Origin of the sequence: Pseudomonas anguilliseptica, from assembly GCF_021375795.1 — a bacterium.
Classification (GTDB): Bacteria; Pseudomonadota; Gammaproteobacteria; order Pseudomonadales; family Pseudomonadaceae; genus Aquipseudomonas; species Aquipseudomonas anguilliseptica_A.
Map to the genome: position 1 here is coordinate 121,468 of NZ_JAEIOI010000001.1, position 26,504 is coordinate 147,971.

The 26,504-nt window shown below is 61.0% G+C and carries 24 protein-coding genes; 13 read left to right on the plus strand and 11 right to left on the minus strand.

Annotated features, from left to right (window positions below):
• Positions 1-31 precede the first annotated feature (31 nt).
• A complete protein-coding gene (locus IOD17_RS00570) occupies positions 32-826 on the minus strand; it encodes a hypothetical protein (protein WP_233683181.1) in 795 nt (264 codons plus the stop codon).
• Between the two features lie 294 nt (positions 827-1,120).
• Between IOD17_RS00570 and purE the strand changes: the two genes are divergently transcribed.
• The 5 genes from purE to IOD17_RS00595 all read left to right on the plus strand — a co-directional run bounded on the left by purE (position 1,121) and on the right by IOD17_RS00595 (position 4,112).
• Positions 1,121-1,612 carry a 5-(carboxyamino)imidazole ribonucleotide mutase gene (gene purE, locus IOD17_RS00575; protein WP_233683182.1) on the plus strand — a complete coding sequence of 164 codons (492 nt, stop codon included), beginning with the start codon at positions 1,121-1,123 and terminating at the stop codon, positions 1,610-1,612.
• Positions 1,613-1,615: 3 nt separating this feature from the next.
• On the plus strand, positions 1,616-2,701 hold the full coding sequence (locus IOD17_RS00580; RefSeq protein ID WP_233683183.1) for a 5-(carboxyamino)imidazole ribonucleotide synthase: 1,086 nt from the start codon (positions 1,616-1,618) through the stop codon (positions 2,699-2,701).
• Between the two features lie 113 nt (positions 2,702-2,814).
• A complete protein-coding gene (locus IOD17_RS00585) occupies positions 2,815-3,060 on the plus strand; it encodes a GlsB/YeaQ/YmgE family stress response membrane protein (RefSeq protein WP_233683184.1) in 246 nt (81 codons plus the stop codon).
• Between the two features lie 34 nt (positions 3,061-3,094).
• On the plus strand, positions 3,095-3,628 hold the full coding sequence (locus IOD17_RS00590; RefSeq protein WP_233683185.1) for a DUF3299 domain-containing protein: 534 nt from the start codon (positions 3,095-3,097) through the stop codon (positions 3,626-3,628).
• Positions 3,629-3,644: 16 nt separating this feature from the next.
• A complete protein-coding gene (locus IOD17_RS00595) occupies positions 3,645-4,112 on the plus strand; it encodes an FAD/FMN-containing dehydrogenase (protein WP_233683186.1) in 468 nt (155 codons plus the stop codon).
• A gap of 33 nt (positions 4,113-4,145) precedes the next feature.
• Here IOD17_RS00595 and IOD17_RS00600 read toward each other — a convergent pair whose 3' ends face one another.
• The 7 genes from IOD17_RS00600 to IOD17_RS00630 all read right to left on the minus strand — a co-directional run bounded on the left by IOD17_RS00600 (position 4,146) and on the right by IOD17_RS00630 (position 12,586).
• Positions 4,146-5,045 (minus strand): D-hexose-6-phosphate mutarotase, encoded by a 900-nt coding sequence (locus IOD17_RS00600; protein ID WP_233683187.1) that lies wholly within the window; start codon positions 5,043-5,045, stop codon positions 4,146-4,148.
• Positions 5,046-5,151: 106 nt separating this feature from the next.
• Positions 5,152-7,257 (minus strand): YadA-like family protein, encoded by a 2,106-nt coding sequence (locus IOD17_RS00605; RefSeq protein ID WP_233683188.1) that lies wholly within the window; start codon positions 7,255-7,257, stop codon positions 5,152-5,154.
• A gap of 39 nt (positions 7,258-7,296) precedes the next feature.
• Complete coding sequence (locus IOD17_RS00610) at positions 7,297-7,845, minus strand: hypothetical protein (protein WP_233683189.1); 549 nt, start codon at positions 7,843-7,845, stop codon at positions 7,297-7,299.
• Between the two features lie 126 nt (positions 7,846-7,971).
• Positions 7,972-8,655, minus strand: coding sequence for a response regulator transcription factor (locus tag IOD17_RS00615; protein ID WP_233683190.1), 684 nt, complete (start codon positions 8,653-8,655; stop codon positions 7,972-7,974).
• Positions 8,640-10,535: a sensor histidine kinase gene (locus tag IOD17_RS00620; RefSeq protein ID WP_233683191.1), complete on the minus strand. Its 1,896-nt coding sequence runs from the start codon at positions 10,533-10,535 to the stop codon at positions 8,640-8,642. The genes IOD17_RS00615 and IOD17_RS00620 overlap by 16 nt, the downstream gene beginning before the upstream one ends.
• A 136-nt stretch (positions 10,536-10,671) precedes the next feature.
• Positions 10,672-12,048, minus strand: coding sequence for a TRAP transporter large permease (locus IOD17_RS00625; RefSeq protein WP_233683192.1), 1,377 nt, complete (start codon positions 12,046-12,048; stop codon positions 10,672-10,674).
• Positions 12,041-12,586, minus strand: a complete 546-nt coding sequence (locus tag IOD17_RS00630; RefSeq protein WP_233683193.1) for a TRAP transporter small permease subunit — start codon at positions 12,584-12,586, stop codon at positions 12,041-12,043. The genes IOD17_RS00625 and IOD17_RS00630 overlap by 8 nt, the downstream gene beginning before the upstream one ends.
• 195 nt (positions 12,587-12,781) lie before the next feature.
• Between IOD17_RS00630 and IOD17_RS00635 the strand changes: the two genes are divergently transcribed.
• Complete coding sequence (locus IOD17_RS00635; RefSeq protein ID WP_233683194.1) at positions 12,782-13,882, plus strand: TRAP transporter substrate-binding protein; 1,101 nt, start codon at positions 12,782-12,784, stop codon at positions 13,880-13,882.
• A gap of 77 nt (positions 13,883-13,959) precedes the next feature.
• On the opposite strand, the gene IOD17_RS00640 is transcribed toward IOD17_RS00635, so the two are convergent.
• Entirely contained in the window at positions 13,960-14,361 is a 402-nt protein-coding gene (locus tag IOD17_RS00640; protein WP_233683195.1) for an acyl-CoA thioesterase, read from the minus strand.
• 311 nt (positions 14,362-14,672) lie between these two features.
• Here IOD17_RS00640 and IOD17_RS00645 point away from each other — a divergent pair, with 311 nt between their 5' ends.
• The 7 genes from IOD17_RS00645 (at position 14,673) to IOD17_RS00675 (ending at position 23,704) form a co-directional block, all read left to right on the plus strand.
• A complete protein-coding gene (locus tag IOD17_RS00645) occupies positions 14,673-15,641 on the plus strand; it encodes a PstS family phosphate ABC transporter substrate-binding protein (protein WP_233683196.1) in 969 nt (322 codons plus the stop codon).
• Between the two features lie 255 nt (positions 15,642-15,896).
• Positions 15,897-18,182, plus strand: coding sequence for an ABC transporter permease subunit (locus IOD17_RS00650; protein ID WP_233683197.1), 2,286 nt, complete (start codon positions 15,897-15,899; stop codon positions 18,180-18,182).
• A gap of 15 nt (positions 18,183-18,197) precedes the next feature.
• On the plus strand, positions 18,198-19,874 hold the full coding sequence (pstA, locus tag IOD17_RS00655; protein ID WP_233683198.1) for a phosphate ABC transporter permease PstA: 1,677 nt from the start codon (positions 18,198-18,200) through the stop codon (positions 19,872-19,874).
• A gap of 63 nt (positions 19,875-19,937) precedes the next feature.
• On the plus strand, positions 19,938-20,771 hold the full coding sequence (gene pstB, locus IOD17_RS00660; protein WP_233683199.1) for a phosphate ABC transporter ATP-binding protein PstB: 834 nt from the start codon (positions 19,938-19,940) through the stop codon (positions 20,769-20,771).
• A gap of 142 nt (positions 20,772-20,913) precedes the next feature.
• Positions 20,914-21,645 carry a phosphate signaling complex protein PhoU gene (gene phoU, locus IOD17_RS00665; protein ID WP_233683200.1) on the plus strand — a complete coding sequence of 244 codons (732 nt, stop codon included), beginning with the start codon at positions 20,914-20,916 and terminating at the stop codon, positions 21,643-21,645.
• Between the two features lie 133 nt (positions 21,646-21,778).
• On the plus strand, positions 21,779-22,687 hold the full coding sequence (locus IOD17_RS00670) for a response regulator (RefSeq protein WP_233683201.1): 909 nt from the start codon (positions 21,779-21,781) through the stop codon (positions 22,685-22,687).
• 120 nt (positions 22,688-22,807) lie between these two features.
• On the plus strand, positions 22,808-23,704 hold the full coding sequence (locus tag IOD17_RS00675; RefSeq protein ID WP_233683202.1) for a peptidoglycan DD-metalloendopeptidase family protein: 897 nt from the start codon (positions 22,808-22,810) through the stop codon (positions 23,702-23,704).
• Between the two features lie 69 nt (positions 23,705-23,773).
• Here IOD17_RS00675 and IOD17_RS00680 read toward each other — a convergent pair whose 3' ends face one another.
• Together IOD17_RS00680 and phoR are read right to left on the minus strand one after the other, a co-directional pair.
• On the minus strand, positions 23,774-25,114 hold the full coding sequence (locus IOD17_RS00680) for a hemolysin family protein (protein ID WP_233683203.1): 1,341 nt from the start codon (positions 25,112-25,114) through the stop codon (positions 23,774-23,776).
• 69 nt (positions 25,115-25,183) lie between these two features.
• A complete protein-coding gene (phoR, locus tag IOD17_RS00685) occupies positions 25,184-26,491 on the minus strand; it encodes a phosphate regulon sensor histidine kinase PhoR (protein WP_233683204.1) in 1,308 nt (435 codons plus the stop codon).
• Positions 26,492-26,504: the final 13 nt, after the last annotated feature.

Here is a 26,504-nt window from a genome sequence, read left to right on the forward strand (position 1 = left end):
CACTGTGCCGGGCGCTGCTGGCAGGCGCAATTCAGCGATTGCGCAGGAAGGCGCTGATAAAGTCGCCCTGATTGGGTGCTTCTTCGTGGGTGGTAAAAGTCAGGGTTGCCTCGTTTTCGCGCAGTTTGAGCTTCGCGGCGAAGCTGCATTTCACGGTTTTCAGGCTTTTGGCCTCGGCCTTGTAGTCGGCATCGTTCTGGCACAGGTTGGCCAGTTGGTTGACCACTTCACCGCAGAAGCTCGGCACGCTCAGGCGCTTGAGCTTGTCATCGTCGATGGCTTGCCAGTCAACCTGGGTGTGCAGCGGCGTATCACAGGCTTTCGAGGCATCCTGGTCGATCTGTTGCAACTGGGCGCTGAAGTCGGCCAGGCGCTGCTCACGATCAAAGCGGCTGAGTTTGTCCTGAATGCCTTTTTTCTTCTGCTGTTCGTACAGTGCCAGCAGATTGGCTGGTTTGGCCTGCTTGCTCTTGCTCTCGTCGAAGCCTAGCTCGAAGCCGTCGGTGCTCGGCAGGTACAGCTGGTATTGCTCGCCGCCCCAGCCCTGGCGCTTGAGCAGCATGTTGTAGCTACTGCCATTGAGGGTGGTGGTGTAATCGCGCTCATCGTTGCCGCGTTCGTTGACCGTGCTTAGCAGCACCACTTCATCCAGCGGGTGGTTGATACCGCTGACCTGGATCAGCGCCTGCTTGCCATCGCTGCTCGGCGCGACGGTGACGCTGATGCCATTGCCGGCATTGAACACTTGCGGGTATTTGGCCAGTTCCAGGGCGCTGGCGTTGAGGGTGAACAGCGAAACGGCGAGTAGCAGTGACAGCCTTGTCATGGTGGTGTCCTTGTTGGATTAAAAGAACGCCCAGTATAGCCAGGCCACCGGCCGCGATTTGTGCGCCAGGTCTGCTCGTGGCGTTCCCCCGGCGTTGCGTCTGACGTCGTGGCGGGCGGTGCGCGACAAACGGCGTGCCGAGGTGCACGCCAGCCCAGGCTTTACGGTATACTGCGCGGCCTTTGGCGGTCCGCACCGCCATAATTCATACACTAACAAGCCACGCCTGGTTTCCAGCGTGGCTTGTTAGTTTCTGCAGCGCCTACGGGCACTTGATGAAGAAGAGGCACGACGATGAGCGCACTGGTTGGCGTGATCATGGGCTCCAAGTCCGATTGGTCCACCCTTAGCCACACCGCCGAGATGCTGGACAAGCTGGGCATTCCGTACGAAGTGAAGGTGGTTTCTGCCCACCGCACCCCGGACCTGCTGTTCCAGTACGCCGAACAGGCTGAAGAACGCGGCATCCAGGTGATCATCGCCGGTGCTGGCGGCGCGGCGCACCTGCCGGGCATGTGTGCGGCCAAGACCCACCTGCCGGTACTCGGCGTGCCGGTACAGTCGGCCGTACTCTCGGGCGTCGATTCGCTGCTGTCGATCGTGCAGATGCCCGCCGGTATTCCGGTCGCCACCCTGGCCATCGGCAAGGCCGGTGCCGTCAACGCCGCGCTGCTCGCTGCGAGCATCCTCGGTCACCAGCATCCGCAGTTCCACGAGCGGCTGAAGGCGTTCCGCACCGAGCAGACCGAATCCGTGCTGGACAATCCGGACCCGCGTGAGGCCTAACCCATGAAAATCGGCGTAATCGGTGGCGGCCAGCTGGGCCGCATGTTGGCCCTGGCAGGCACGCCGCTGGGGATGAACTTCGCTTTCCTCGACCCCGCGCCGGATGCCTGCGCGCAAGCCCTGGGCGAGCATATCCGTGCCGATTACGGCGATCAGGATCACCTGCGCCAGCTGGCGGATGAAGTCGATCTGGTGACCTTCGAGTTCGAAAGCGTGCCGGCTGAGACGGTGGCCTTCCTCTCGCAGTTCGTGCCGGTCTATCCCTCGGCTAACGCCCTGCGCATTGCCCGCGACCGCTGGTTCGAAAAGTCGATGTTCAAGGACCTCGGCATTCCGACCCCGGATTTCGCCGATATCCAATCGCAAGTCGACCTCGATGCGGCTGTGGCCAGCATTGGCCTGCCGGCGGTGATGAAGACCCGCACCCTGGGTTACGACGGCAAGGGCCAGAAAGTCCTGCGCAAGCCCGAAGATGTCGTCGGCGCTTTTGCCGAACTGGGCAGTGTGCCGTGCATCCTCGAAGGCTTCGTGCCGTTCACCGGCGAAGTATCGCTGGTGGCGGTGCGCGCCCGTGATGGCGAAACCCGCTTCTACCCACTGGTGCACAACCGCCACGACAGCGGCGTGCTGGCGCTGTCCATCGCCAGTACCGACCACCCGCTGCAGGCGCTGGCCGAAGATTACGTCAGCCGCGTGCTGACCAAGCTCGATTACGTCGGTGTGCTGGCCTTCGAGTTCTTCGAAGTCGATGGCGGCCTGAAAGCCAACGAAATCGCCCCGCGCGTGCACAACTCCGGGCACTGGACCATCGAAGGCGCCGAGTGCAGCCAGTTCGAAAACCACCTGCGTGCCGTCGCTGGCCTGCCGCTGGGTTCGACCGCCAAGGTCGGTGAGAGCGCGATGCTCAACTTTATCGGCGTGGTTCCGCCGGTGGAGCAGGTGATCGCCATCGCCGACTGCCGCCTGCATCACTACGGCAAGGCCTTCAAGGCTGGCCGCAAGGTCGGCCACGCCACCCTGCGCTGCGCGGATCGCGCCACGCTGGACCAGCAGATCGCCGTGGTCGAGGCGCTGATCGCCAAGGCCTGAAAAATCGCTGCGGCCGTCTCACCGGCGGCCGCAGCGGGAACCTTGGCGGCAGATATCCGTCTGATTGCGTAACGCCAGTATTGGCCCCTGCAACACACGCGGAGTGACGCACCATGAGCATTATCGGCATCATCTTTATCGGCCTGATCGTTGGCCTCATCGCGCGTTTTATCAAACCCGGCAACGACAGCATGGGCTGGATCATGACCATCCTGCTGGGTATCGGTGGCTCCATCGCCGCCACCTACGGCGGCCAGGCACTGGGCATCTACAAGGTGGGCGAATCCGCCGGTTTTATCGGCGCGGTGATCGGCGCTGTGGTGCTGCTGGTAATCTACGGCGCTGTCAAAAAGGGCTAAGGCCCTGTCACTCCGCCGTCCTGTGAGCCCACCAATGCGCTATCTGTTGTTACCCCTGCTGCTGCTCAGCACCCTGGCCTGCGCCGAACTACCGGAAACCGATTGGCTGGAGCTGATGCCGCCGGAAGACCGCCAGGCCCTGGAGGAGATGCCGGAGATCAGTCACCAGGGCCTTGAGCAGGACAGCGGCTTTTACAACCCCGGCGGCCTCAAGCAGCAGGATCAGAACCTGCCCGCGGTGATGTACTCGACGAAAACCGTTGCTGCCTTCGACGGTAAAGCTATCCGCCTGGGTGGCTACCCGGTGCCGCTGGAAACCGACAGCAAAGGCCGCAGCATATTGTTCTTCCTGGTTCCCTACCCCGGTGCCTGCATCCACGTGCCGCCGCCACCGCCGAACCAGCTGGTGCTGGTGCGCTACCCCAAAGGCATCGAACTCGAAGACATCTACAACCCCCTCTGGGTCAGCGGCACGCTGAAGATCGAACAGGTCAACAATGAGCTGGCGGATGCGGCGTATGCCATGCAGGCGGATGTGGTTAGAGTGGTGACCGATGATGACCTGTAAGCCTGGAGCCCCTGCCATGAAAGCTGCCATCGTTGTGCTGTTGTGCCTGATCTCCGCCACCAGCATGGCCCTGGAAACCGGTGAGCGTTTGGCACCCTGGACCCTGCTCGATCAGCATGACCAGGCCTACACCCTGGACGATCAGCTGCAAGTATTGCTGGTAGCCCGCAGCATGGACGCCGCCAAACTCGTTGACGCCGCCCTGCAGGGCAAGCCCAAGGGCTATCTGGAGCAGCGCCACGCCGTGTTTCTCGCCGATATCAGCCGCATGCCGAGCATCATCGGCAAACTCTTCGCCATCCCCAAAATGCGTGACTACAACTACCGCATCATCCTCGACCGCGACGCCCGTATTGCCCCTCGCTACCCGGCAGACACTGCCAGCGTGCTGTGGCTCGACCTGCGCCAGGGCCAGCTACAGGGGCAACGCCGCTTTACCGATGCGGCCGAGTTGGCGCAGGCGTTGGAGGCGGCGGGGCAGTGAGCGTATTGCCGCCAGTCGCCAGGTAGACCTCTCTTATGCCGGTTCAGCCCACAGGCTCAGGTCGAGCTGGTGCTGCTGTCCGGCGCTCAGCACGCGAATGTCGTCCATGACGTTGGCGTGTTCGATGCACAGCATGCCCTGCCAGGCATCACTGGCGAATTGTGACAGGCGCTGGGCTTTGTCGATCCAGGGGTTCCACAGCACGGCCGAATTCGAGCCGCTGCTGTGCAGTTGGATGCGCCGCTGCCAGGCGTGATCGAGGATGCTCAGCTGTGCCGGGGTGTCTAGGTAGATGCGGTCAGTCTCGCCGCTGAATGTCAGCAGACCGTCCTGCTGACGTTGCTGCCAGTCTTCCAGGGTTTCGATATAGCGGCAGCCGTGCAGGCCTTCGACCGCGACGTGGCGAATATCGCTGATAGCAAAGTAACTGTGCAGCGCCTGGCTGATCGCCAGCGGCGTGTCGCCCAGATTGCGGCTGCTCAGCTGGATATGCAGGCGTTCATTCAGGCGAACCCTCAGGCGCAGTTCAGCCGCGTGAGGCCAGTCGGTCAGCGGTTGGGTGGTGCTGTTGTAGACGAATTCCAGCTGGACGCCGTCATCGTGCTGGTCGATGCCTAGCAGCTGCCAGTCAAGGCTGCGCACCAGGCCGTGGGCAGGTGCAGCGTCTGGCTGCCGATGCATGGCCTGCACCGCTTGCGGGTTGCGTTGCAGGTTGCCGAACCATGGCCAGCAGACCGGCACACCGCCGCGCACGCCTTGCCCACGCTTGTAGGCAGCCTGCTCGCTGAGCCAGATCAGCGGCGGCTGGTCATCCTGCTGGTAGCTGAGAATCTGCGCGCCCTGCTGGCTGACCAGCAATTCATTCGCGCCATGGCGCACACGCCAGCAGGTCAGTTCGTCCAGTTCAAGGCGTTCAACAGCAGATCTGACCATGGTGTGGCTCACAGGTGATGAAAGTAGCTATTGGAGCGCAGCTTGACCGCAGAAAGCAAAACGCCCGTCGGTGACGGGCGTTGTGTGTGCCAGGTTGCCAAGTGCTTTACCAGGAAACGCCGACGCCTAAGCCATAGGTGGTGGTCCTGGAACTGCCACCATCCGTGCCTGCCACTGAGGCTCGGATGACGGTATTGGGGGTTACGCGAAAGGAGGAGCCAATCGCCAGTGAGGTGGCGTTCTGATAGTGACCAACACCAGCGCCCAGCGAGAATTGCTTGCCGGTGTCGACGTTGGGGATGTTGCTCATGGCCGATATACCGGCGATACCAGCGCTGAGTTGTTCGCGAGTTTGCCGCAGTTGGCGCACGTTGACCGCGTCGAAGTCAGCCGTGCCATCGGCCACGCCATGCACCTGGATCGGCATGCCCGTCGCCGAGTTGCTGAAGGTGGCGCCGTTATCATTGAGCGTTAGGCTCGATGAGTTGATGCCGCCGGACATGGTTGCCTGGGTCTCGTTGACGATAAAGCCATGGGTGTTACCAAGGCCGTTGGTCAAGGTCATGGCCGAGGACGACTGCGCCGAAACACCGGGGGTGAGGGCGATCTTGCCGTTCTGGTCCACCGTGGCGTGGGTGGCGTCGGTGTCTTTCATGACCACCGCAGTGCCACCGCTGGTGCTGAGGTTGGCACCCAGGATACTGCTGCCGGCGGTGCTGGTGACTGTGGTAGTGGCCGCGTTGCTGGAGACGTACTCGAGGGTGCCGTTGATATACACGTTGCCATCGACAAACAGGTTGCCGTTGACCTTGTTCTGGTAGGTCTTGCCCGCCAGCAGGTTGCCGATGGTGACGTTCTGACCAATCGTCTGTGCGCTCTGGTGGATCTGCATGGCTCCTGAACCGATCCCGGATGTAGTGCCGCTGGTGCCATTGGTGGCCATGGTGCCGCCGTATCCGGATATCAGGTTGATGGTCGAGCTGTCGACATTGACCCGCGAGGTGGCGATGTTGCTGGTGGCCTCGATCACATAATTGCCGGCTGTGGCCGTGCTCTGGGTGTGGGCAGCACCGTTGCTGGCACGTAGCCGGGCCTGGCTGTCGGACAGGTAAAGCGAGCCGTTGTTGGCACCGTTGCTCGACACCATGTTGGCTTCATCGGCCTCGATCACCAGGCTGGTCACGGCGGTGCCATCGGTGACACTGCCAGCCAACTGGCTTGCTGCGACGCTGAGTGAGCCGCTGTTGTTGCCATTGTTGGAGGCGATGCTGGCCTGACCTGCATTGATCGTCTGGCTGGTGCTGGCCGTACCATCGGTGACGGCACTGACAATATTTTGCGGCGTCACTGAATGTGAGGCGACATTGTTGCCGTCGCTGGAGGCGCTCAATACCTGCCCATTGACCACCACCATGCCGCTGTTGCCGTTGGGCGAGTAGATTTGGGCACCGCCAAAAACACTCAGTTGGCCGAGGGCGGTGATATTGCCTTGGGCGAACAGGTCCTGCACGTTCAGGCCGTTCCAGGTATTGGTCTGAATCACGCCACCTTGCGAGGTGCCATTGTCAGTGTGATAGGCATAGATGGAGGTACCACTGAGATCGGCCGCGGTGCCGTAGCACAGCGTCGAGCCGGCGATGACGAACATCCCAGCGCCGATAATCGGGGCGCTGTTGATACAGATGGGCTGCTGGCTGCCATTGGCACCTGGGGCGACGATGGGGTTGAGGTTGCTGGCGGCATTGCCCAGACTGCCGGCCGGCGCCGCAGGGATGTTTGGAACGATGGCGGGGGTGGCGCATTGGCCATTGTTCCAGGTCGAAGGGCTTTCGCATGTGCCGGGTGATGAGCTGCCGTTGGCCACGCAGGCGCTGCCGTTGAAGAAGTGCGTCGTACTGGTGGCCCCGCTGCTCTGGCAGGCCTGGTACTGGCTGGTCGGATTGGCTACGCAGGATGCGCCGTCATAGTAGTAGCCCGCATTGCTGCAGGATGAATAAGCAGGCGGTGCGGCGACGCAGGCATTGCCGTCATAGTAGGTGCCGGCTGCGCAGGAAATACCGTAGTCCGGAGAGGGCACTGCAACGCAGAGGCCGCCGGCATCTTCCGTGCCGGGAACACCACCGGCGGCTGTGCAGGGATCGCCCGTGGCCGCTTGTGCATGCAGGGCGAAAATAAACAGCAGCACGGTTACGGCATACCTGAAGAACTGCATGGCCTGTTACCTCTTATTATTTTATGGAGCTGGCCGGGCCTACCTGACCAGTTCTTCACTGACGATCAAGCAGCCTTTACCGGTGGGTACCAGCAGCGCCTGGATCTTCGGGCCGGGGTTGAGCAGCAGTACCCCGGTTTTGCCCAATGCTTGGGATTTCTGCCCTGGATAGTTCTTGTCGGCGGCCTTGGTGCAACGCTCATCGACATACACGATCATCCGATAGCTGGCGCTGCAGCCGGCTTGCTGGTTGGGTGCAAACGACATGCTGATCAGGGTTGTGCTGCCCTTGTCATTGGGCTGCACGAAGGTACCGCTGGCCAGGGCTGCGTCCGGATTATTGGGGAGCACCTGGAGCAGGCTGGTTTCTTTGCCATTCGACAGCAGACTGCCCAATTGATGGGCGGTTGAAGCGCAGGAGATAGCGCCTTGCTTGAACATTTCCTGGGCCAGCGGATGCGGCTGTGCCGCTGATGCAGGTCGATCCTGCGCGCTGACGACCGTGGCCAGGCCTAGCAGCAGTGTGGACAGGAGGCGCCGTGTGGCGCTGAGGCTGGGTGATGTGTGCTGACTGTGAGTTGTATCCATCTTGAACACCCGTAACCTTTGCGCAGGCGGCACGTCAGCGCCGCTAATGGCTGAAAGCTATCAGGCTGTTGTGGCGATTCCCTTCAAAGACCTTCAGCGGTCATCAAGGTATTTGCAGGTACCGGTTTAGAGGAGGCGGATCGGTTGGCAGAGTTTGTAGCCCCAGGCGCGAATAGCCTTGATTGCGCCGGCCGGCGCGCCGGCCTCAATCAGTTTTTTACGTAGGCGGACAATCTGCAGTTCGAGGGCGGCCTTAGGGTCTTGTGCGGCGCTTTTGTCCAGCAATTCGAGCAATTGCCAGTTTTCCAGGCGGTGATCGGCCGCCAGGCTGAAAGCCCTCAGCAACGCGCTCTCGGCTGCCGTCAGGCTGATACGCTGCGCCGACAGGCCGTGCAGCATCAGGCTCTGTGGGTCGAGCCGCAGCAGATCGTCTGCGCGGTGCATATGCAGGCGGCGGGACAGGGCGGTGATGGCAGCGCGCAGTTCGTCGAGATCAGTCGGCTTGGGCAGGTAGATGTCTGCGCCACTGTCATAGCCGCGTACCCGGTCCGAGGGTAGGCGTCGCGCGGTGACCATGATGATGCCAATGTCGGGTTGGGCCGCACGAATTCGCCGGGCCAGCGACAGGCCGTCTTCACCGGGCAGGTTGAGGTCGACGACGATCAGCTCGAATGTGCAAGTCTGTTCGGCTACGGCTTCGGCGCAATCGACGCCGGTAACGTGGTGGCCGTCTTCGCCCAGTACATCCAGCAAGGTGTGACGCAGCTCGTCATTGTCCTCGATGACCAGAATATTCAAACCGGTATCCATAGACTGAACTCCACTGTGTCGGTGCGCGGTTGATAGTCCAGGCGAGCACCGAGCAATTGCGCCAGGTGATGCGCCAGGTACAGTCCGAGCCCGGAGCCGCTTTGGCTATGAGCCGTGGTGCCGCGATAGAACTTGCTGAACAGTTGCTCTGCGTCGGGCATCCCCGCTGTGCCAACTGGATTGCGGATGCGCAGCAGCAGGGCGGATTGTGCGTGTTCCAGGCTCAGCTCGACAAGCTGGTCAGCCGGGGCATATTTCAAGGCGTTGTCGATCAGGTTGGCGATGATGATCGTCAGTAGGCCCGCATCTGTATTTGCCTCCAGGGCAAAGCCCACCTGGGCCTGGATACGTGCCGGGTTGGTCGAGGTTTCGATGCATTCGTAGACCAACTCGCTGATGTTGCTCAGGCTGTTCTGCGGTTGCAGGCGTTGGTGTTCGGCGAGTTCCGACAGGCGTGTGCGCTCGATGATGGCATCGATGTTACTCAGCGCACGGCGCGCCCGTTCCATATAGGGGCCGGTGGTGCGGGTGGCGCTCAGGTTCATCACCGCAACCGCCAATGGTGTCTTGATTTCATGCGTGAGCATATCGATAAAGCGCCCCAGCGATTGTGCGTGGGTACGCTCCTGCTCCAGTTGCAGTTTGGTGGTCGAGGCTTGCAGGCGACCTGCTTCAAGCTCCTCACGTAGTAGGCGTGAGCGCTGCTGCAGCATGTAGAACATCAGCAGGGCGATCAGAAAACCCTGCATCAGGGTTGACTGCAGCGTCCATTCAGCGGCGTTACTGATGCCGAGGAAGGGCAACAGGAACAGCAGTTGCGAACTGCCCATGAACAGGTACAACGAGCGAATGTAACGTCGACTTGGAATGCCCTCCTGGCGTGTAGTGAAGGGCACCAGGGTAATAAACAGACTGGCCAGCAGGCCTGACAGTACATTGGCTTGCAAAGCCTGACGTTCCCAGCCTGCCAGATAAACCAGTGGCAGCAGCAGGGCTATCAGCAAGAAGACATTGATCCCGTAGAGCATCCAGCGGGCCGGGCGGTAAGGTTGCAGGATCGCTTTGTGGAACACGATGGCGCTTATATGCACCAGGATTACGGCCAGGCTGGTCATGCGGTCGGCAAAGCCCACCCAACTCTCGGGTACCAGTACCGTGAGGTAGCCCATAAGCGAAAAGGTATAGAGCACGTTGGTTAACTGATAAAGCACGAACAGCCCAACCACTTTCTGCCGGTACTGGGCGAAATCCTGAATGCCCCAGGCGACGATGCCAATCAGCAATGCCAGGTAGAAGAAATTCCAGATCGCCAGCTTTGCGTCCTCGCGCATGGCCGCTGCAGGTGGCAGGGCTTCGACGTGCAGCATGGAGGTGCTGCTGGTCTGCAGGCGCAGGAAGTACACACTGCTGGGGTCCTGGGGCGTGACCAGAAAGCCCAGGGAATTGATGCCTGGATCACTGTCGACGCCGAGTTGTCGATCACCGTCGACGCGTTTCAACCACTGGCCGGGTTTATTGGGGTCTGCTTCGAACAGTTGGACCTGGTCGAGAAATGTCGGACGGATGCGCAGCTTCACAGCCCGATTGTCTGCTCGTGCACGCACTTCAATGCGTAACCAATGCGCACCATCGCTGTAGCCCTTACTCATCACTGCCCCTTGCAGGGGGCTGAAAGGGGTCTGCGCCACCTCAGCGATCGACAGCGTGCCACTGGGGTCGAGTAGCACGCCCTGCGAAATAAGCAGGCTGTTGGCCTGCGCCGTGGTCATGCACAGGAGCAGGCCGAGCAGTAACCAGAGGGCTGTAACGTGGCGATAGCGGTGCTGCTGCCCGTTGGTGTCACGCCAGGTCGCAGTGTCTGGGTTGTGCTCACATTCCATGTAATCCCGCTTCTTGTCTGCTGATGGCTAAGCCCGCAGGCGTGATCTTGCACGTGCTGGCCAACGCCTAACAAGTCTTGCCCGCAGAAAGCACAACGCCCGTCGGTGACGGGCGTTGTGCTGTAACAGCGGCGGTTTACTTGCCGTAGACCTGTTCCGGCAGCCAGGTGATCAGTCCCGGGAACTGGTAGGCAATCACCAGCAGCAGGATCTGGATCAGAATAAACGGCACCACGCCTTTGTAGATGGTGCTGGTGGCCACCGAGGCCGGGGTAACGCCACGCAGGTAGAACAGCGCGAAGCCGAACGGCGGGGTGAGGAAGGAGGTCTGCAGGTTGAGCGCGATCATCACGCCCAGCCACACCGGATCCAGGCCCATGGCCAGCAATACCGGGCCGACAATCGGCACCACCACGAAGGTGATCTCGATAAAGTCGAGGATAAAGCCGAGCAGGAAGATCACCACCATCACCAGGAAGAACGCACCCAGTACGCCGCCAGGCAGCTGGGCAAAGACGTCCTCGATCAGGGCTTCGCCGCCGAAACCACGGAATACCAGAGAGAACAGCGAAGCACCAATCAGGATAAGGAATACCATGGCGCTGATTTCGGTGGTTCCGTAGGCCACTTCGCGCAGCTGGCCGAAGTTCAGTTTGCCCTTGTAGAAGGCCAGCAGCATGGCGCCCAAGGCACCGAGAGCAGCGGCTTCGGTCGGGGTGGCGTAACCGGCGAGGATCGAGCCAAGTACCGCGCCGATCAGCAGCAGTGGCGGTACCAGCGCGTTGATCAACTTGCCCCATTCGATCGGGCCCAGCTCTTCCTGCGGCAGTGCCGGCAGTTTCTTCGGCTGGAAGATCGCCACGCCAATGATGTAGACGATATACAGCCCCACCAACAGCAGGCCGGGCAGCAGCGCACCGACAAACAGATCGCCGACCGATACGGTTTTGGGCGAGAAGATGCCCATCTTCAGCTGCGCCTGTTGATAGGCGCTGGACATCACGTCGCCGAGCAATACCAGTACGATGGACGGCGGAATGATTTGCCCCAGGGTGCCTGTCGCGGCCAGGGTACCGGTAGAAATGGCGGGATCGTAACCACGGCGCAGCATGGTGGGCAGGGCCAGCAAGCCCATGGTCACCACGGTGGCGCCAACGATGCCGGTGCTGGCGGCGAGCAGCGCACCGACCACACACACGGAAATCGCCAGGCCGCCGCGCAGGGTGCCGAACAGTCGCGACATGGACTCCAGCAGGTCTTCGGCGACCCTGGATTTCTCCAACATCACGCCCATAAATACGAACAACGGCACGGCCAGCATGGTCTGGTTGTTCATGATGCCAAACAGACGGTTGGGCAGAGCGCTCAGGTAGCCGGCATCGAAAGTGCCGGTAACGACACCGATGCCCGCAAACAGCAGGGATACACCAGCCAGGGTAAAGGCCACCGGATAACCGGCCATCAGGGCTGCGCAGATGCTGATAAACAGCAGGATTGCCATTAACTCAGCCATGTTGCACCTCCGCAGCCTGCAGCCGTCCGCTGAGGATGTTGGCGGATTTGATCAAATCGGAGATTCCTTGCAGAACCAGGCTGACGACCAGCACCAGGATGATGCTCTTCTGCAGATAGACGAACTTAAGGCCGCCCGATTCGCTGGAGCCTTCCAGGGTCGACCAGGAGTTACTGACGTAGTCCCAGCTGCTCCAGCCAAGGAACAGGCAGACCGGCAACAGGAAGAACAGGGTGCCTAAGCTGTCTACCAGGGCTTTCCGGCGTGGGCTGAATTTCTGGTAGAAGATGTCGACGCGCACATGGCCGTTGCGTTGCAACACCCAGGCGGCAGCGCCCATAAACACCAGCGCGTGGCCGTACAGCACGGCTTCCTGCAAGGCAGTGGCACCAATGCCGAAACCGTAACGCAGCACCACCACGATGGCGGTGCCGATCACCAGAAACAGCGTCAGCCAGGAACAGGCTTTGCCGAAGCGGGCATTGAATGAGTCGATCAGATGAGCAAGGCCGAGCAGAAGCGGAGGCTTATCGGACATTGTGAGTCCTTCTTGTGGTTATGGGCTTTGTGGGCAGGCCGGCGATTCTAGGCAGGCCTTCTGGCGTGCGGCAATGGCACTACAACTTTAGTCGTATCCGCTAGGCTTGAGAGTCACTTACCCCTATGTTACTCAGGCGCGGTCTACCTGCAGCGATCCTGTGGTCAGACCACTACAACAATAAAGGAGCTTTGCATGAAACGTCGTCAAATACTCGCAGCAGCCGGTGTCGGCCTCGCAGCCACGGCTTTGGCCGGTTGCAAGCAAGAAGCCGATACCGCTGGCAAGCCTCAAGAGGGCGCGAGCGCTCAGACCTTCAACTGGAAAATGGTCACCTCCTGGCCGAAGAACTTCCCGGGTGTAGGCGTGGGCGCCGAACGCTTCGCCAAACTGGTTGAAGAAATGAGCAACGGCCGCCTGAAGATCAAGGTCTATGCCGCTGGCGAACTGGTGCCTGCGCTGGAAGTATTCGATGCCGTGAGCCGCGGCACCGCCGAGATGGGCCACGGCGCACCGTACTACTGGAAAGGCAAAGTGCCTGCCGCGCAGTTTTTCTGCGCGCTGCCGTTTGGCCCCAACGCCCAGGAAATGAATGCCTGGCTGCACCGTGGTGGCGGCATGCAGCTGTGGGAAGAAACCTACAAGCCGTTCGGCGTGCTGCCGATGGCTTGCGGCGCGACCGGTGTGCAGACTGCAGGCTGGTTCAACAAGGAAATCAACGGCGTGGCCGATTTCCAGGGCCTGAAGATGCGCACCCCCGGTCTGGGCGGCGAAGTGCTGACCAAGATGGGCGGCACCGTGGTCAATATGCCGGCTGGTGAGATCTTCACTGCGCTGCAAACCGGTGCCATCGATGCCACCGAGTGGATCGGACCATACAACGACCAGGCCCTGGGCCTGCACAAAGCCGCCAAGTACTACTACACCCCGGGCTGGCAAGAGCCGAACGTCACCTTCGAGCTGGACGTCAACATCAAGGCCTGGGAAACCCTGCCGGCCGATCTGCAAGCCATCGTTCGCGCCGCCGCGCGTGATGTGAACGGCGACATGCTCGACGATTACAACGCGAAGAACATGGAAGCGCTGGAGCAGCTCAAGGCCGAGGGTGTGGAAGTGCGTCGCCTGCCGGACGAAGTGCTGGCCAAACTCAAGGAAGTGGCGGCCGAAGTGGTTGATGCCAGCGCCGCCGCCGACCCGGTGGCGAGCAAGGTATGGGCGCAGCAGAAGGCCTACCTCAAGCGTCTGTATGACTACGCCGAGCTGAACGAGAAGGATATCTACAACATCCGCAGCTAATTTTTAGCGCACAGCAAAACGCCGGCTCATAGCCGGCGTTTTTGTTTTTGCGGGCGGATGGGGCTAACCCATCTGGTCTAGCGCCGTGCCGGCACCGGACGGGTGCGGCCGCTGCCGTCGATGGCGACAAACACGAAGACCGCTTCGGTGACCTTGCGCCATTCGCTGGACAGCGGATCGTCGCTCCACACTTCGACCAGCATCTGGATCGAGCTGCGGCCCACTTCCACGGTTTGCGTATAGAAGGACAGCTGCGCGCCCACCGCCACCGGCACCAGAAAGGCCATGCGGTCGATGGCCACGGTGGCAACGCGGCCGCCGGCGACCTTGCTGGCCATGGCAGTGCCGGCCAGGTCCATTTGCGACACCAGCCAGCCGCCGAAAATATCGCCAAATCCGTTGGTTTCACGTGGCAGCGCGGTGATCTGCAAAGCCAGGTCGCCTTGCGGGATGGGGTCTTCCTGTTCGAAATCGTGCATCGGATAGGCTCGCGGCGCGGTTGTTTTTATTGGCGCGGTGCAGGGCTTGGCGCTGGCGGCGAGTCTGGCTCTGCGGCGATCGCGGGGTGGCCCGGCAGGCCCGCGGGAGTGCGGGCGTTGCGAGTATAACGACTCGGCAGTCGCAGGGCGACCATGGCAGTTGGCCGCCAGGGCTCGGCCTCTCGGTTTATCGACTGCTGCAAAACATGGGTTGCGTTCATCTAACTGTCACATTGCTTACATACAGTCGTCATGCGGCCTACAGATACTTGGCCCCGTTCAATCCAACACTTGTTTTCCAGGAGTAAGGCATGAAACTTAAGCGTTTGATGGCGGCCATGACTTTTGTCGCCGCTGGCGTGGCTACTGCCACTGCGGTTGCTGCTGTCGACCCGGCTCTGCCGAGCTACACCAAGACTTCCGGCGTATCGGGCAACCTGTCCAGCGTCGGCTCCGACTCCCTGGCCAACCTGATGACCCTGTGGGCTGAAGAGTTCAAAAAGGAATACCCGAACGTCAACATCCAGATTCAGGCCGCCGGTTCTTCTACTGCGCCGCCCGCTCTGACTGAAGGCACCGCCAGCATGGGCCCGATGAGCCGTGCGATGAAGGATGCCGAGATCCAGGCCTTCGAAGAGAAATACGGCTACAAGCCGACTGCCGTACCGGTAGCCATCGACGCCCTGGCCGTATTCGTACACAAAGATAACCCGATCAAGTCCCTGGACATGGCTCAGGTTGACGCGATCTTCTCCAGCACCCGCCTGTGCGGTGGCGCTACCGATATCAAAACCTGGGGTGACCTGGGCATGACCGGTGAGTGGGCGGCCAAGCCGATCCAGCTGTTCGGTCGTAACTCGGTATCCGGTACTTACGGTTACTTCAAAGAAGAAGCCCTTTGCAAAGGTGACTTCAAGGCCAACGTCAACGAGCAGCCAGGTTCGGCTTCCGTGGTGCAGTCGATCTCCAGCACCATCAACGCCATCGGTTACTCGGGTATCGGCTACAAGACTTCCAGCGTGAAGACTGTGCCTTTGTCGAAGAAAGGCGGCGAAGCCTTTGACGCCAACGAAGAAAACGCCCTGGCTGGCAAGTTCCCGCTGGCTCGCTTCTTCTACGTTTACGTCAACAAGGCGCCGAACAAGCCGCTGAGCCCGCTGGATGCCGAGTTCGTCAAACTGGTGCTGTCCAAGCAAGGTCAGGAAGTGGTCGTGAAAGACGGCTACATCCCGCTGCCGAGCAAAGTGGTTGAGAAAACCATGAAGGAACTGGGTCTGTAAGACCGGCCTGTTAGGCAAGGACGCCCCCAAATGGTCGGGAACCCTTTTTAACGTCGCGTAGCGACGGCCCGAAGGGTGGTCGCCAGGGATGGCAGGCCATAAAAACTCGCACGCCCGCCTTCGTTTACGACAGGTGGGCGTTGCTTTGTCAAAGCGCTGTAACTTTTCTGTCATACAGGGCCGCTAGAGTGAGCACTCGTATAGCGACAGAAATCACTATGGCGCGCTCATGGCTGCGCAGAGACGCTCTTACCTATGAATGACTTGGCTAGTGAAACCATGACCGCCACATCCAAATCCCTCGGGCTGGACTTCAACACTCCGGCTCTGCAGCGCAAACGGCGTATCCGTGCGCTGAAAGATCGCTTCGCCCGTTGGGCGGTATCCGTCGGCGGTCTGGCCGTCCTCGGAACCATCACCCTGATCTTCTTCTACCTGGCTTATGTGGTGCTGCCAATGTTCCAGGGCGCCAGCCTGGAAAGCCGCAAGGCGGTCAGCGCGCCCTGGCTGAGTGAAGTCGGCGCACCGTTGCTGCTGACGCTGGAAGAGCAGAATCAGGTCGCCATGCGTCTGGATCAGAACGGCAAGGTGCAGTTCTTCGACGCCAAGAACATGCAGGCCTTGAATGCACAGCAGCTACCGATTCCGGCCAACACCCAGATCGTCTCGGTGGGCCAGGATCAGCCCGGAACAAACCGCGTGGCACTGGGCCTGTCCAACGGTCAGGTGCTGGTGTTCCAGCATGTCTACAAGATCACCTACCCGAACGATGTGAAGACCATTAAACCGGGTGTCGAATATCCCTTCGGTGAGGCACCGATCAGCCTCGACCCACAGGGTCGCGCGCTGGATCATATCGGCATCAGTCTGAACAGCGACACGCTGATGCTCGCGGGTTCCACCGATATCGAGCTGCATGTGCTGAGCCTGGGTCGCGAAGAAAACCTGATGACCGGCGAAGTGACCCTCAGCGAGGAGCGCCTGGCCCTCCCGCAGATTGCCGAGCCGATCAAGGCGCTGATCATCGACCCACGTCAGATGTGGTTGTATGTGGTCAACGGCCGCAGCACCGCCGATGTTTTCGACCTGCGTAGCAAGAGCCTGAACGGCCGCTACAAGCTGCTGGAAGACGGCAAGCTGGAAATCACCAATGCCACCGCGCTACTCGGCGGCATCTCGCTGATGATCGGCGACAGCAGCGGTGTCATTCAGCAGTGGTTCATGGTCCGTGACGCCGACGACAAAGCCGCACTCAAGCCGATTCGCCGCTTCGAGATGGCTGGCAGCCCGATTGTGCAGATCCTCCCGGAAGAGCGCCGCAAGGGCTTTATCGCGATGGATGCCAAGGGCAACCTCGGTATCTTCCACAGCACTGCACACCGCACCCTGCTGGTGGAACCCGTTGTTGAAGGACAGGCTGTCGCCGCCCTGTCACCGCGCGCCAACCGTGTGTTGGTGGAAGCGGATGGCAAGCTGCAGCGTTTCGTGGTCGATAACCCGCACCCGGAGATTTCCTGGAGCTCGCTGTGGGGCAAGGTGTGGTATGAAAACTACGACGCCCCGGGCTATGTCTGGCAGTCCACGTCGGCCAACACCGACGCCGAGCCCAAACTGAGCCTCGCACCGCTGACCTTTGGTACGTTGAAGGCCGCCTTCTACGCCATGCTCCTGGCTGCACCGCTGGCGATTGCGGCAGCTGTCTACACCGCTTACTTCATGGCCCCGGCCATGCGCCGCAAGGTCAAGCCGGTGATTGAGCTGATGGAGGCGCTGCCCACGGTGATCCTCGGCTTCTTCGCCGGGCTGTTCCTCGCCCCTTATGTGGAGGGACACCTGCCGGGCATCTTCAGCCTGCTGATCTTCACCCCCATCGGCATCCTGCTGGCAGGTTACCTGTGGAGCCGTCTGCCCGAGTCGATTCGTCTGAGCGTGCCGGATGGCTGGGAATCGGCCCTGCTGATCCCGGTGATCCTGCTGGTGGGCTATGTGTCGCTGGCCATGAGCGGCCATGTGGAGAACTGGCTGTTCGACGGCAACATGCGCCAGTGGCTGAGCAATGATCTGGGCATTCCGTTTGACCAGCGCAATGCCCTGGTTGTGGGCCTGGCCATGGGCTTTGCGGTGATCCCGAACATCTATTCGATTGCTGAAGACGCCGTGTTCAGCGTGCCGAAAAGCCTGACCTTCGGCTCTCTGGCCCTGGGTGCCACGCCTTGGCAGACTCTGACCCGCGTGGTGATCCTTACCGCCAGTCCGGGCATCTTCTCGGCGATCATGATCGGCATGGGCCGCGCCGTGGGCGAAACCATGATCGTGCTGATGGCCACCGGCAACACCGCGATCATGGACATGAACATCTTCGAAGGCCTGCGCACCCTGGCCGCCAACGTGGCGGTGGAAATGCCCGAATCCGAGGTGGGCGGTACGCACTACCGCGTGCTGTTCCTTTCGGCGCTGGTGCTGCTGACCTTCACCTTTGTCATGAACACCCTGGCAGAACTGGTGCGCCAGCGTCTGCGCGTCAAGTACGCCTCGCTCTAAGGCTTGGGAAGGTATATGTCCGTGAAACAGAACAACCTGAAAACCTGGTTCAAGAGCGGTACGCCGTGGATCTGGATGAACGCCGGCGCGGTGTCGATTGCGGTGATCATGACCCTGGGCCTGCTGATGGTGATTGCCGTGCGTGGCCTCGGCCACTTCTGGCCGGCGGATATCGTTGAGGCCGATTACCGGATTCCTGGTCAGGAAACCAAGGTAATGGCCGGCGAGATCACCCAGATTGAAGAAGTACCGCGTGCGCGCCTGGCAGCCTCCGGCCTGCCGGTGGACAGCGAAGGCGGCGAGTTCATGACCCGCGAACTGTTCAAGGTGGGTAACCGTGACCTGTATGGTGCGGACTTCACCTGGGTGGTGGGCGAGTGGTTGAGCAACCCGCGCACCCCGCAAACCCTCACCGCCTTCGAGCGCCGTGAGTGGGGCAACTTCTACGGCTACCTGGTCAACGTCAAGGAAAACGGCGAACTGGTCGCTGAGGGCGATGCCAGCTGGGCGGCCCTGCAGGAGCGCCTGGTGCGTGTCGACCAGCTGCATACGCAGCTGGTACGCCTGGAGAAAAAGGACATTGGTCGAATCAACGCCGGCCTTGAGCGCATTCGCCTGCAAACCCGCAAGCTGGAGCTGCAGGGCAAGCTGGATGCCGTGGCCCAGGCTGAACTGGACGCCGAACGTGCCCAGTGGGATGCCGAATACAAGGTGCTGGAAACTGAGTTGATCGCCCTCAACCAGGCGTTCAACCGCGACAGTGTGACTGTGCGCAGCGTCGATGGCCGCGAGATCAGCCTGAGCCTGGGCAAGGTGGTCCGCGCCTTCCAGCCCAATGCCATGGGCGTAGCCGATAAGCTCGGTTTCTATTTCACCAAACTGTGGGAATTCGTCAGCGACGATCCCCGTGAGGCCAACACCGAAGGCGGCATCTTCCCGGCGATCTTCGGCACTGTGATGATGACCCTGATCATGGCCGTGATCGTCACCCCGTTTGGTGTGGTGGCGGCCATCTACCTGCGTGAATACGCCAAGCAAGGCCCGCTGACCCGGGTGATCCGCATCGCGGTAAACAACCTGGCCGGTGTACCGGCGATCGTCTACGGCGTGTTCGGCCTGGGCTTCTTCGTCTATGTGCTGGGTGGCTCGATTGACAGCCTGTTTTTCCCGGAAGCTGCACCAGCTCCGACCTTTGGTACGCCAGGTCTGCTCTGGGCCTCGCTGACGCTGGCAATTCTTGCCGTTCCGGTGGTGATCGTTGCCACTGAAGAAGGCCTGGCGCGAATTCCTCGTGCAGTGCGTGAAGGTTCCCTGGCCCTGGGGGCGACCAAGGTTGAAACCCTCTGGCGCGTGGTGCTGCCGATGGCCAGCCCGGCCATGATGACCGGCCTGATCCTCGCGGTGGCGCGTGCCGCGGGTGAAGTGGCGCCACTGATGCTGGTCGGTGTGGTCAAGCTGGCCCCGAGTCTGCCGGTGGATGGCAACTACCCGTACCTGCACCTGGATCAGAAAATCATGCACCTGGGCTTCCATATCTATGACGTCGGCTTCCAGAGCCCCAACGTCGAAGCCGCGCGTCCGCTGGTATATGCCACTGCGTTGCTGCTGGTGCTGGTTATCGCGTTGCTCAACTTGAGCGCGGTATACCTGCGTAACCACCTGCGCGAGAAGTACAAAGCGCTGGATCACTGATTTTTACGCCGCCTAGCCCATGGCTGGGCGGCATAGACGAATTGTTAGCGTAGGGAGCATCCCATGCAGCACGAAACACATACACACGGTATCGACATGGCGGCCCTGGGCCGCGATCGTCAGGGTCTGGACATGAGCAAGGAGCGTGTGGCCATCGACGTACCGGGCCTGAACCTGTACTACGGCGACAAACAGGCACTGTTCGACGTCAAGATGACCATCCCCAAGCAGCGTGTCACGGCCTTTATCGGCCCGTCCGGTTGCGGCAAGTCGACCCTGCTGCGCACCTTCAACCGCATGAATGACCTGGTGGACGGCTGCCGCGTTGAAGGCGAAATCAACCTCGATGGCAACAACATCTACCGCAAGGGCGAAGACGTGGCCGAGCTGCGTCGCCGCGTCGGCATGGTGTTCCAGAAGCCTAATCCGTTCCCCAAGAGCATCTACGAAAACGTGGTGTACGGTCTGCGCATCCAGGGCATCAACCAGAAGCGCGTGCTCGATGAAGCGGTTGAGTGGGCACTGAAGAGCGCGGCGCTTTGGGAAGAGGTCAAGGATCGCCTGCATGAGTCGGCACTGGGCCTGTCTGGCGGTCAGCAACAGCGTCTGGTGATCGCCCGTACTGTCGCCGTGCAGCCGGAAGTGCTGCTGCTCGACGAACCCTGCTCGGCACTCGACCCGATCTCCACGCTGAAAGTCGAAGAGCTGATCTACGAACTGAAGTCCAAGTACACCATCGTTATCGTTACCCACAACATGCAGCAGGCGGCACGGGTGTCGGATTACACGGCGTTTATGTACATGGGCAAACTGATCGAGTTCGGTGATACCGACACGCTGTTCACCAACCCGGCGAAAAAACAGACTGAAGACTACATCACCGGCCGTTACGGCTGATGGCCATGTCAGAGTGCGCTGGACTGCGTCGGCGGAACTTGCCGTACTACTTGTACTGTCTGCGTTCCGCCTCCTTGCCCAGGACCCTCTGCCAAAGCCCATCCTAAGCACAGACGTTTTCGGTTAAACCAAGGGTTTGCACATGATCAATAAAGAAAACCTTACCCAGCATATCTCCCAGCAATTCAACGTCGAGCTGGAGGAGGTGCGCAGCCATCTGCTGGCCATGGGCGGCCTGGTCGAGAAACAGGTCAACGACGCAGTGACCGCGCTGATCGACGCCGACTCCGGTCTGGCTCAGCAGGTGCGTGAGATCGATGACCAGATCAACCAGATGGAACGCAATATCGACGAAGAATGCGTGCGCATTCTCGCCCGCCGTCAGCCGGCAGCGTCGGACCTGCGTTTGATCATCAGCATCTCCAAGTCGGTGATCGATCTGGAGCGCATCGGCGACGAAGCCACCAAGATCGCCAAGCGTGCGATCCTGCTGTGCGAGGAAGGCGAAGCGCCGCGCGGCTACGTCGAGGTGCGGCATATCGGCGACCAGGTGCGCAAGATGGTGCAGGAGGCCCTGGACGCCTTCGCCCGCTTCGACGCCGATCTGGCGCTGTCGGTGGCGCAGTACGACAAGACCGTTGACCGCGAATACAAGACCGCTCTGCGTGAGCTGGTGACCTTCATGATGGAAGACCCACGCTCGATCTCGCGGGTGCTCAACATCATCTGGGCCCTGCGCTCGCTGGAGCGCATCGGTGACCATGCGCGCAATATCGCCGAGCTGGTGATCTACCTGGTGCGCGGCACTGACGTGAAGCACATCGGCCTGACCCGCATGCAGGAAGAAGTACAGGGCACCGGCAAGGGTAATTAAGGCATGCGCCAGCGGGTGATAGGCTGTCGCCCGCCTGGCAAAAAATGCAGGTAATCGCCACATCTGTGCATTTCGGTTGGCCTTTGGCCAGTAGCCGTGACTATGCTTAAGGCCATTACAAAGGGAGTGGCCGATGAGCAAAGTCAGTGTGCTGGTAGTGGATGACGCAACCTTTATCCGAGATCTGGTGAAAAAAGGGTTGCGCGACCACTTCCCCGGCATCCAGATCGAAGAAGCAGTGAATGGGCGCAAGGCCCAGCAACTGCTTGGTCGGCAGAGCATCGACCTGATTCTCTGCGACTGGGAAATGCCGGAGATGTCCGGCCTGGAATTGCTTACCTGGTGCCGCGAGCAGGACAGCCACAAGATCACCCCCTTCATCATGGTCACCAGCCGTGGCGACAAGGAAAACGTCGTGCAGGCGATTCAGGCCGGCGTTTCCGACTTTATCGGCAAGCCGTTTTCTAATGAGCAACTGGTCACCAAGGTGAAAAAGGCCCTGAGCCGCGCTGGCAAGTTGCAGGCGCTGATGTCCAGCGCGCCGCCGAAGATGCTCAGCACCGGGGCCTTTGCCAATGATTCGCTGTCTGCCCTGACTGGCGGCAAGGCGGATGTGCTCAAGCCTGCCGCTGCGCCACAGGCCAAACCCGCCGCGGCCGGCAAGCCGGCGGCCAGTAAAGCGGCTGCCAGTGCGGCGCCAACCGGACGCGGGCAAGGCCAGTTGCGTCTGGCCTCGGGCAGCAACATGGCCTGCGTGATCAAGGCATTGAGCCTCAAGGAAGCGCTGCTGGTGGTTAAACGCAGCGAAAACCTGCCGCAGGTTCTGGACAGTGCTGTGCTTGATCTGGAGCAGGGCGAAGCGGCGGAAACTGCACGGCTTAACGGTTACCTGCATGCGGTGGCGGCTTTCGAGCCGAAACCGGACAGCGAATGGTTGCAGTTGACGTTCAAGTTCGTTGACCAGGATCCGCAGAAGCTGGACTACATCTCCCGGTTGATCGCCCGCGGCACTGCGCAGAAGCACTTCAGTCCGGGTGCCTGAGTGCCGCGCCCGCAGCGGCCTGCGAGGTGGCTCACAACCCTGGTGCGCCGGGTCGCATGGCTGCCAAACGGCTGCTAATCTGAACGGCCCGGACAGACCAATCACAAGATCCGAGTCGTTATGCTAGGGCGTCTGATACTTCTCTGCAGTTTGTTGACCCTTGCCGGCCAGGCAATGGCGTTGACCATTTACAAGTACACCGATGCCAACGGCGTGGTCACCTATACCGACAAGGCCACAGCCGGTGCCCAGGTCTTTGTATTCCGCGACCGCATGGTTGAACGCCTGGACAACCAGGTAAAGCTGGAAACCAAGAAGCACGAGGCCGGCGAAACCCTGTTGGTGCGCAATGACCTGCATGCCCCGGTGCAGATCGAGTTGCGTCTGGATGCGCTGGACAACGTCAGCGGTGTCCCCGACAAACCCATCAACTGGGTGCTGCCGCCGCGCAGCAATATCCGCCTGGCCACCCTGGCCCCGCGTGATGCCAGCAAACCCATGCGCTACACCCCCAAGCTGCGCTATGCCATGGGTGACCCGCGCCTGTTGCCGACTCAGCAACACTACCCGCTGCCCTGGCGTGGAGGGCCGTTCCGCCTGACCCAGGGGGCGAATGGCAAGTACAGTCACTTCACCCCCAAAGGCCGTTACGCCATGGACATTGCCATGCCGGAAGGCACGCCGATTGTCGCCGCGCGTAGCGGTGTAGTGGTGAAAACCGAGAACCAGCAGAGCGGCCGTGGCAATAACCCGTCCGGCAACTATGTGCGCATCCTGCATGACGACGGCACCATGGGCGTTTACCTGCACCTGATGCAGGGCTCGGTGGCTGTCAGCGAGGGTAGCCATGTCGCCGCTGGTGCATTTCTGGCGCGCTCCGGTAATACCGGCAACAGCACCGGCCCGCACCTGCACTTCGTGGTGCAGCGCAATGTCGGCCTGGCGCTGGAGTCGATCCCCTTTGACTTCTCGCAGCCGGTCAACAGCCTGCCTAACTTCGCCGTTGGCGGTGAATAAGGTGGTTTGAGGTAGGGTGCGCCGTGCGCACCGACTCAATATTTAGAGGGAGCAGCAATCCTTAGCTGCTCAATCCAGCTTCAGCACCTTGGCCAGTACGATCTTCGGGCCTTTCATCTTTTTCACGATGATGCGCAGGCCGTCGACTTCCAGCACTTCTTCTTCCTCGGGCATGCGCTTGAGCGTGTCGTAGATCAGTCCGGCCAGGGTTTCCGCTTCGACGTGATCGAGGTCGACACCGAGCAGGCGTTCGACCTTGGCCAATGGCGTGTCGCCGCGCACCAGCAGTTTTCCCGGCTGGTAGGCGAGGATGCCGCGTTCGGCCTTGCGGTGTTCGTCCTGAATATCGCCGACCAGGGCTTCCAGCACGTCTTCCATGGTCAGGTAGCCGATCACCTTGCCGTCGGCTTCCTCAACCAGGGCGAAGTGCGAACCGCCCTGGCGGAACTGCTCGAGCAGATTGGACAGCGGCATATGCCGGCCAACCCGCTCGATCGGGTGCATCAGCTCGGCCAGTTTCAGCGCCGAGGGCAGCATTTCCAGCAAGGAGAGGTGCAACAGCAAGTCCTTGATATGCAGCACGCCAACGTATTCGCCGCTGGTGTCGTCATAAATCGGGTAGCGGCTGTACTTGTGCCTGCGGAATACGCTGAACACCTCATCCAGTGCAGCGGTCAGCGGCAACGACACCAGGTCTTCGCGGGAGTTGGCCCAGTCCACCACTTCCAGTTCGCCCAGTTCCACGGCCGAAGCCAGTACGCGCATGTCCTGATCACTGGGGTCGCTGGCGCGGCTGGAGTGCAGGATCAGCTTGAGTTCGTCGCGGCTGTAATGATGCTCATGGTGCGGCCCCGGCTCGCCCTGGCCAGCGATGCGCAGGATGGCATTGGCACTGGCGTTGAGCAGGAAGATCGCCGGGTACATGGCCCAGTAGAACAGGTACAGCGGCGCGGCCGTCCACAGCGATAGCAGCTCGGGCTTGCGGATCGCCCAGGACTTGGGTGCCAGCTCGCCGATCACGATGTGCAGGTAGGAAATGATGAAAAACGCGGTGAAGAAGGCGATGCCATGCACCAGCTTCGGCGATTCGATACCGATGGCTCCGAGCAGCGGTTCCAGCAGGTGAGCAAAGGCCGGCTCACCGACCCAGCCAAGGCCTAGCGAGGCCAGGGTGATACCCAGCTGACAGGCTGACAGGTAAGCGTCCAGTTGATTGTGCACGGTGCGCAGGATATGCCCGCGCCAGCCGTTCTGGGCGGCCAGGGCATCCACCTTGGTGGCGCGCAGTTTGACGATGGCGAACTCGGCGGCAACGAAAAAGCCGTTGAGCAGCACCAGAAACAGGGCGAAGAGGACAAGGCCGAAATCGGCGAAATAGTTGTTGGCGACGTAACTCGTGGAGGGGTCCATACAGGGTTCGGGTAGTGAATGACCGCTAAAGGGTGGAGGTTGCCAGCCGGCTTTGCAAGTAGGACGCGGCTACTGGCCGCGTCTGACAACCTGCTGGGTCGGGAAGTGGCAGGTAAAGGTACTGCCTTTACCCAGGCTGCTGACAATCTCCAGGCGTGCGCGGTGGCGCAGCAGTACATGCTTGACGATGGCCAGGCCCAGGCCCGTGCCACCGGTGTTGCTGGCGCGGCTGGAGTCGACCCGGTAGAAGCGTTCGGTCAGGCGCGGCAGATGCTTGGCTTCGATCCCCAGGCCGCTGTCCTGCACGCTGAGGTGTGCGCCCTGTTCATCGCTCCACCAGCGAATCTGGATATTGCCTTCGTCCGGGGTGTATTTCACGGCGTTGAACACCAGATTGGAGAAGGCGCTGCGCAGCTCCGTCTCGCTGCCTTTGAGCTTGAGGTGCGGGTCTGCCTCCAGGCTGATGCGGTGATGACGTTCGCCGGACAGCGCCTGGGCATCGTTCTTGATGCTCAGCAGCAGCAGGTCGACGGCCACCGGCTGATTGTCCGAGGGGTAATCGGTGGCTTCCAGTTTGGCCAGCAAGAGCAGATCGTTGAGCAGGTTCTGCATGCGCCCGCCTTGCTGCTGCATCTGTTGCAGGGCGCGTAGCCAGCGTGGGTTAACGTCTTCAACATTATCCAGCAGAGTTTCCAGGTAGCCGCTGATCACTGTCAGCGGGGTGCGCAACTCGTGGGAGACGTTGGCAACGAAGTCTTTGCGCATCTGCTCCAGCTGATACAAGCGAGTGATGTCGCGCACCAGCATCAGGTGCTCACGGTTGCCGTACTGGGTGATATGAAATTGCAGACGCAGGCGGTCACTGACCGGGGAGGGCAACTCCAGCGGCTCGTTGTAATTGTGGTTCTCGAAGTACTCGATAAAGCGCGGGTCGCGCACCAGGTTGCTGATCTGCTGGCCGCTGTCTTGCGGGGTTTTCAGGCCCAGCAGCTTTTCCGCGGCGATGTTCCACCACTCCAGGTTGCCGTCGCGGTCGAGCATGATCACCGCATCTTTCAGCGCGGCCGTGGATTCCTGCACGCGGTCGATCACGGCTTGCAGGCGGCCGCGGACTTTCTGGTCGCGGCGTTGCAGGTGGTAGATGCTGTCGAACACCTCGCCCCACAGGCCGTAACCATCGGGCGGCGCTTCGTCACCCTGGCGGGTGCGCAGCCACTTATGCAGGCGCAGCAGTTGTTGCAGGTGCCAGCCGAGGTAGCCGGCCAGGCCGAGCACCAGCGCCCAGGCGTATTCGCCGGTGATCAGCCCGAGCAGCAGGCAGACGCCGACCAGCAGCAACAAACGACGTATCAGGGGGCCGCGCCAGTCTTGATTCAATTCACACTCATCC

Coding starts and splice junctions, on each gene's coding strand:
- IOD17_RS00570 (WP_233683181.1), bottom strand. CDS start 826: ATGACAAGGCTGTCACTGCTACTCGCCGTTTCGCTGTTCACCCTCAAC.
- purE (WP_233683182.1), top strand. CDS start 1,121: ATGAGCGCACTGGTTGGCGTGATCATGGGCTCCAAGTCCGATTGGTCC.
- IOD17_RS00580 (WP_233683183.1), top strand. CDS start 1,616: ATGAAAATCGGCGTAATCGGTGGCGGCCAGCTGGGCCGCATGTTGGCC.
- IOD17_RS00585 (WP_233683184.1), top strand. CDS start 2,815: ATGAGCATTATCGGCATCATCTTTATCGGCCTGATCGTTGGCCTCATC.
- IOD17_RS00590 (WP_233683185.1), top strand. CDS start 3,095: ATGCGCTATCTGTTGTTACCCCTGCTGCTGCTCAGCACCCTGGCCTGC.
- IOD17_RS00595 (WP_233683186.1), top strand. CDS start 3,645: ATGAAAGCTGCCATCGTTGTGCTGTTGTGCCTGATCTCCGCCACCAGC.
- IOD17_RS00600 (WP_233683187.1), bottom strand. CDS start 5,045: ATGGTCAGATCTGCTGTTGAACGCCTTGAACTGGACGAACTGACCTGC.
- IOD17_RS00605 (WP_233683188.1), bottom strand. CDS start 7,257: ATGCAGTTCTTCAGGTATGCCGTAACCGTGCTGCTGTTTATTTTCGCC.
- IOD17_RS00610 (WP_233683189.1), bottom strand. CDS start 7,845: ATGGATACAACTCACAGTCAGCACACATCACCCAGCCTCAGCGCCACA.
- IOD17_RS00615 (WP_233683190.1), bottom strand. CDS start 8,655: ATGGATACCGGTTTGAATATTCTGGTCATCGAGGACAATGACGAGCTG.
- IOD17_RS00620 (WP_233683191.1), bottom strand. CDS start 10,535: ATGGAATGTGAGCACAACCCAGACACTGCGACCTGGCGTGACACCAAC.
- IOD17_RS00625 (WP_233683192.1), bottom strand. CDS start 12,048: ATGGCTGAGTTAATGGCAATCCTGCTGTTTATCAGCATCTGCGCAGCC.
- IOD17_RS00630 (WP_233683193.1), bottom strand. CDS start 12,586: ATGTCCGATAAGCCTCCGCTTCTGCTCGGCCTTGCTCATCTGATCGAC.
- IOD17_RS00635 (WP_233683194.1), top strand. CDS start 12,782: ATGAAACGTCGTCAAATACTCGCAGCAGCCGGTGTCGGCCTCGCAGCC.
- IOD17_RS00640 (WP_233683195.1), bottom strand. CDS start 14,361: ATGCACGATTTCGAACAGGAAGACCCCATCCCGCAAGGCGACCTGGCT.
- IOD17_RS00645 (WP_233683196.1), top strand. CDS start 14,673: ATGAAACTTAAGCGTTTGATGGCGGCCATGACTTTTGTCGCCGCTGGC.
- IOD17_RS00650 (WP_233683197.1), top strand. CDS start 15,897: ATGAATGACTTGGCTAGTGAAACCATGACCGCCACATCCAAATCCCTC.
- pstA (WP_233683198.1), top strand. CDS start 18,198: ATGTCCGTGAAACAGAACAACCTGAAAACCTGGTTCAAGAGCGGTACG.
- pstB (WP_233683199.1), top strand. CDS start 19,938: ATGCAGCACGAAACACATACACACGGTATCGACATGGCGGCCCTGGGC.
- phoU (WP_233683200.1), top strand. CDS start 20,914: ATGATCAATAAAGAAAACCTTACCCAGCATATCTCCCAGCAATTCAAC.
- IOD17_RS00670 (WP_233683201.1), top strand. CDS start 21,779: ATGAGCAAAGTCAGTGTGCTGGTAGTGGATGACGCAACCTTTATCCGA.
- IOD17_RS00675 (WP_233683202.1), top strand. CDS start 22,808: ATGCTAGGGCGTCTGATACTTCTCTGCAGTTTGTTGACCCTTGCCGGC.
- IOD17_RS00680 (WP_233683203.1), bottom strand. CDS start 25,114: ATGGACCCCTCCACGAGTTACGTCGCCAACAACTATTTCGCCGATTTC.